This window comes from Bacillus sp. SRB_8, assembly GCF_003264205.1.
In the GTDB taxonomy this organism is placed as follows: Bacteria; Bacillota; Bacilli; order Bacillales; family Bacillaceae_G; genus Bacillus_A; species Bacillus_A mycoides.
The window spans coordinates 1-5,992 of the sequence record NZ_NADT01000047.1 but is presented as its reverse complement, the minus strand read 5'-3'; the positions used below and the strand labels follow the sequence as shown (position 1 = coordinate 5,992).

Below are 5,992 nucleotides of genomic sequence, written 5' to 3'. Positions count from 1 at the left end.
TTGTTGCTATCGGCGACTTGTCCTATACTACACCTCTATATACTAATCGTCAATACCTTTTTACAAAGAAATTTAATTTAGTACCTTTGCACTCTTTTAACTCTAGATAAGGACCTACAAAGATCTCATTAAAATAGAAACCATCGTCTACTTTTCTTTACCAATCTATTCTTCTAAATACTATTCAATTTAGGCACTTCTCTATTTCAAAGGACTCGCTTCCCCCATCTTACCGAACTCATACAATTGATTCTTTTCAGCTAAACTAGCAACCTTATTTTAACAATTAATAGTATATAATTAGAAAGTTGCTTTATTTTTTATTACCGCTCCCTATTCCCCTTTGTTTATCAAGTTGTAATATCAATAACATTCTATTAGAAACAGGTGACGATATGAAAGATATACGTATTCTTATAGCAGATGACGATAAAGAAATTCGAGACTTATTAAAAAGATATTTAGAACGAGAATTATATATGGTAGATACTGCAATTAATGGCGAAGAAGCGTTGTGCTTATTTAACAAAAATAACTACAACCTCGTTATATTAGATCTTATGATGCCGAAAGTAGATGGTATCGAAGTGTGTAGAAAACTTAGAGATACAACCAACATTCCTATATTAATGCTAACTGCTAAAGATCACGAAGTTGATAAAATTTTGGGCTTAAGCATAGGTGCTGATGATTATATTACGAAACCTTTCAGTATTCACGAAGTGGTTGCAAGAGTAAAAGCTCTTATGCGACGTTTTTTAGTTCTTGGAAGTAACACTAACGTACAAGAGAAAACAGCTTTAACATTTAAAGGACTAACTATCGATTTTAAAAAATACACAGTCCATACGAACGGAAAAGAAATCAACTTAACTGGAAAAGAACATGAACTATTAAAATTCTTCGCTTCAAACCCAGAGCAAGTATTTACGAAAACACAACTCTTTCGGAATGTATGGGACGATAATTATATAGAAGATGATAATACAGTTATGGTGCATATTAGAAAGCTTAGAAAGAAAATAGAAATCGATTCTTCCAATCCAAAATTCATTCAGACTGTATGGGGAATCGGTTATAAGTTTGTAGGTGAAAAGGTTGAAAAATGATAAGATCCTCATTCTTATTTCATTACAACTTATCATTTGCGGACTTTTAAATATAGATATGGGATACCATGTAAAAATATCTTTATTTATTGCTCTTATCATAATCACAATATATCTTTTCTTTTCAAGAGTTCACTTTATTCAAAGCAACGAATCGATGGTTACTAAATTAAGCCGTGCACTTAAAGGGAATTTACAAACGAGGCTATTCACAAATAACGACCGTTCACTAAATAGTATCGTGTTTTCAATAAACGACTTAATAACTGCATTAGAAAAGGGTCAGATCGAAGCAAGGAAATCCCAAGAAGCTAGAAAACAACTTTTATCTAATATCTCACATGATATCCGAACACCACTTACTTCTATTATTGGATATATTGATGCTTTAAAAGATGATGTCGCTGCTTCTGAAGTAGAAAAGCAAGAATATCTTGAAATACTTTATAAGAAATCGAATGACTTAAAACATCTGGTCGATGAAATCTTTAATATGGCCAAGCTAGATGCTGATGAATTTCCATTAAAAGAAGAAGAACTCGATTTTTCTGAAGTTACTAGAGAAGTATTAATCGAATTTTTACCCGAGCTATCAAAACATAACATTGAACTACAAGTTCTCATACCAGAATCTACTTCCCCTATTATTGCAGATCACCTTAGCCTTATACGAATTATAGGTAATCTAATAAAAAACGCTATCCATCACGGAAAAGCTGGGAAAATAGTAGGAGTCGAACTACTAGAAACCAATACAGAATATGAGCTTCTTATTTGGGACAAGGGACCCGGTATTCCAAAACATGATTTACAAAACGTATTTAAGCGGATGTACCGCAGCGAACAATCAAGAAATCCTTCTTACGGTGGTAGTGGCCTCGGACTTTCTATTTCTAAAGCCCTCGTTGAAAAAAATGGTGGGCGCATATGGGTTGACAGTATTCCCTGGGAACGAACTACTTTTGGTTTTTCCGTCCCAAAACACACTACTTTTAAGAAATAGTTAAGAAATGATTAATATGCAGTTAAACCTTCCTTTTTATTATGTAATTAAGAACTTATAGAAAGTAGGTGCCCCCTATAAATACAATTATAAAAACGACAAACCTTACTAAAGTTTATGGGAACCAAAAGTCAGTAGATAATCTAAATATAAATGTACAGCAAGGAGAGATTTATGGATTCATAGGGCGTAACGGTGCTGGTAAAACAACTACAATCCGTATGCTGCTTAGTCTTATAAAACCTACAAGTGGAAATATAGAAATATTCGGTGAGGATTTACTTCGGAATCCAAAAGAAATTTTAAGAAGAATTGGTTCTATCGTTGAAGTCCCAGGATTTTATGAAAACTTAACTGCAAGAGAGAACTTATTAATTAATGCAAAGATAATTGGAGTTCACAAAAGGAATGCAATTGAAGAAGCATTAGAAATTGTAGGCTTGCAGCACGAAACAAAAAAATTAGTAGAAAATACTCTTTAGGAATGAAGCAACGCTTAGGAATTGCACGTGCTCTTCTCCATTATCCTGAACTACTCATACTAGATGAACCAACTAACGGACTAGATCCAATCGGTATTAAAGAAATGCGAAAACTCATTAAATCTTTAGCTCAAGACAGAAATATAACGATACTCATTTCTAGTCATATATTAGCTGAGGTGGAACAACTAGTCGATCGTATGGGAATTATTCATGAAGGAAGGTTATTAGAAGAAGTTTCTCTTGATACACTGCGTAAAGCCAATCGTAAGTACATAGAATTCCAGGTAAATAATGATAATAAAGCTGCGATGCTATTAGAAAAGCATTTTCAAATTTTTGATTATGAGGTACATGATGAAGGAAATATTCGCGTTTATTCTCACTTTGGACAGCAAGGACACATCAATAGAACGTTAGTTCGTAATGATGTTGAAGTATTAAAAATTGTGATGAGCGAAGATAGACTAGAAGATTATTTCACCAAACTAGTTGGGGGTGGCACAATTGGTTAATCTGCTTTATACAGAACTATTAAAATTGAAACGATCCAATATGTTTTTGATTAGTATTATCGGAGCAGGTGTCGCGCCATTTTTAGTGGTTGTAGCTTCTTATATACACATGAAGACAAAGCAACCTACTCCAACTATTTTATTTGGTCAACTATTCACTGAAGTTAACCTATACACTACTTTAATTATAGGATTCCCCTTATATGGAGTTGTGATCGCTTATCTATTTACCCGTGAATACACGGAAGATACATTAAAAAATTTGCTAACTATCCCAGTATCACGTATTAGCTTTATTATAAGTAAGTTTATCCTTCTATTCCTTTGGATCATGATGCTAACTTTAGTTGCTTGGACGCTAACTTTATTATTAGGGCTAATAGGTAGCTTCCCTGGGTTTAGTATCACCTTACTTTTAGGCTCTCTCATAAAATTTTTAATATGTGGTGGACTTCTCTTTCTTTTGTCTTCACCTATTGTACTACTAACTCTTGTAATGAAGACCTATGTACCGCCTATTATATTAACAATCATTATTACAATGACTAACCTTATGATCGTAAATTCAAAACATAAAGACCTATTCCCATGGACCGCTACTCTAGATATAGCAAATAACGAATTACAACCGACTTATCCATCAGAGTATTCTTATATCATCATTGCAGTAACAGCGATTTTCGGATTTATTACAACACTATTCTATTTTAAAAGGGTGGATATTCATTAATTTATAGGAGTGAAACTATGAGCGATCTTATCATTGCCTTCATACTTGGTATTGTAGAAGGGTTAGCTGAATTTTTACCCATCTCTTCTACTGGCCATCTTATATTAGTCGGACATTTATTAGGTTTTGAAGGAGAAAGGGCAAAAACGTTTGAAATTGTCATACAGTTAGGGGCAATTTTAGCTATCGCGATTTTATATCATAAACGCCTTGTTTCTTTATGTAATATTAAACCCCTTCTACGGAAAGAGAAAAAATTCAATGCATTACATGTTTTTCTCGGTGTATTCCCAGCAGTAGTTGTTGGCCTATTATTACATGATGTTATTAAAACATACTTATTTCAGCCGTATACTGTCGTAATCGGACTTGTAGCAGGAGCAATTCTTATGATTTTTGCAGAAGCAAAAAAAGCAGAGGCAACCGCCTTTTCACTAGATGATTTAACATACCGTCAAGCATTAACAATTGGATTATTTCAATGCTTAGCAGTATATCCTGGCTTCTCTAGAGCGGGCTCTACTATTTCTGGAGGGCTATTAGCAAAAGTAAATTATAAGGCTGCATCTGAGTTCTCTTTTCTCATTGCCATTCCTGTAATGGCCGGAGCTACAGGGTTAGACTTATTAAAAAGTTGGAAGTATTTAAGTGTAGATGATATTCCTATGTTTGCGGTAGGATTCATTACCTCTTTTCTTGTAGCAATGCTAGCGGTAGTAACCTTCCTGAAGCTTTTAGAAAAGATAGGTTTAAAACCTTTTGCATATTATCGTATTTTGTTAGCCATTGTATTTACACTTTTCGTATTGCTATAGCTTCATATAAGTCACATATTATTAAACCGATATTCAAGGAATATCGGTTTTTATCTATTTCACCTCTAGTATTACTCACTTCAATATGGCATAGTGGATAATAGATCAATATTAATAATCAGAATATTCTTTACATATAAACAACACTTCATTAAAATATGTAACGTTAAAGGCTATATTTGAAATCCGAACCTAGTAATAGCATTTCTTCTTTATACACATATGCTGAAGTAAAAATAAGCACCTCAATTGATTGAGTCTACCCATTACACCACGATAGAACTAATGTTCTCACCCCTTTGCTATACATCAATTCTTCCTTGTTTCTATATTTATGGAAGCGAAGTACGTGTAGGTGATCGGGCATTGACCCTAACTTTATTGCAGCCCAAATCACAAATAGACTACAGAACAACTATATCCATTACCATACGAAACAATTCGAAAATTGAACATCCCGTCTATTAATATGGGCGTCTACGGGGAAAATGGTCATAAATGGACAGAACAAGTTTATAAACCATATTCCTTCAGCGTATTACTTGTATTAATCCGTAATACAACAACCCAGATTTTATATGACTACAAAACTATTACAAATAAGCAAGTTGCTCAAGGCTTATAAAAAAATTAAAGCGAGGTAAATATACAAATGAATCCATTAGCACAATCATATTGGGATACTTATTGGGGAAACAATAAAAAACCAGAATCTGTTACAGCTTGGCAATTTGGTGATTCTCCTGATTATCTCGCTCAATTAGTCATTGATGGTGTGAAAACCGCAACATGCTCGGGCCATATTTTTTATGAATCAGAAAATGAACCACTACCAACAACTAACGATTATAGTATTGTACTCAATAGTCAGGATGAACCTGTAGCTATTATTAAGACAATAGAAGTAACTATAATGCCAATGAATGAAGTGACTGAAGAATTCGCTATCGCTGAAGGCGAAGGCGATCGTACCTATAGTTACTGGAGAGATACCCATATTCAGTTTTTTACAAAGGAACTAAGCGAACTTGGTCTTAGTTTTTCTGAAGATATGCTGCTCGTTTGCGAACGTTTTAAGCTTATCGATGTAAAAAACAAAGTGAAGCTATGATAAATAACGATTTTACCGGAAATCCATACTAGATAAATACATTTATCTTTAAACAAATAAGCTTGTTATCAATGGATTTCTTGAGCCATTAATAACAAGCTTATTTCATTAAACACAAAAAAGACGAGTCATTCTGACTCGTCTTAAAATTGCTTGGCGACGTCCTACTCTCACAGGGACAAGGTCCCAACTACCATCGGCGCTAGAGAGCTTAACTTCCGTGTTCG

Annotated in this window: 5 protein-coding genes, 1 rRNA gene and 2 pseudogenes; 7 read left to right on the top strand and 1 reads right to left on the bottom strand. The window is 33.9% G+C overall.

What is annotated here, in order from left to right:
• The first annotated feature begins 395 nt into the window (after positions 1–395).
• The 7 genes and pseudogenes from B5P40_RS28115 (at position 396) to B5P40_RS28090 (ending at position 5,765) form a co-directional block, all read left to right on the top strand.
• On the top strand, positions 396–1,109 hold the full coding sequence (locus B5P40_RS28115; RefSeq protein ID WP_113710289.1) for a response regulator transcription factor: 714 nt from the start codon (positions 396–398) through the stop codon (positions 1,107–1,109).
• Entirely contained in the window at positions 1,099–2,112 is a 1,014-nt protein-coding gene (locus B5P40_RS28110) for a sensor histidine kinase (protein ID WP_016121372.1), read from the top strand. Before B5P40_RS28115 ends, B5P40_RS28110 begins: the two co-directional genes overlap by 11 nt.
• Before the next feature lie 68 nt (positions 2,113–2,180).
• Positions 2,181–3,109 (top strand): annotated as a pseudogene (locus B5P40_RS28105) (ABC transporter ATP-binding protein).
• The gene (locus B5P40_RS28100) at positions 3,102–3,839 is read left to right on the top strand and encodes an ABC transporter permease (protein ID WP_002124852.1); all 738 of its coding nucleotides are present in this window, start codon (positions 3,102–3,104) and stop codon (positions 3,837–3,839) included. The pseudogene B5P40_RS28105 and the gene B5P40_RS28100 overlap by 8 nt, the downstream one beginning before the upstream one ends.
• A 17-nt stretch (positions 3,840–3,856) precedes the next feature.
• Positions 3,857–4,654 carry an undecaprenyl-diphosphate phosphatase gene (bacA, locus tag B5P40_RS28095; protein ID WP_002124850.1) on the top strand — a complete coding sequence of 266 codons (798 nt, stop codon included), beginning with the start codon at positions 3,857–3,859 and terminating at the stop codon, positions 4,652–4,654.
• A gap of 424 nt (positions 4,655–5,078) precedes the next feature.
• Positions 5,079–5,279, top strand: a pseudogene (locus B5P40_RS34470) (peptidase M20); the annotation flags it as partial.
• Positions 5,280–5,306: 27 nt separating this feature from the next.
• A complete protein-coding gene (locus tag B5P40_RS28090; protein ID WP_113710288.1) occupies positions 5,307–5,765 on the top strand; it encodes an ASCH domain-containing protein in 459 nt (152 codons plus the stop codon).
• Between the two features lie 151 nt (positions 5,766–5,916).
• Here B5P40_RS28090 and rrf read toward each other — a convergent pair.
• Positions 5,917–5,992: ribosomal RNA gene (gene rrf / locus B5P40_RS34465) — 5S ribosomal RNA — on the bottom strand; the annotation flags it as partial.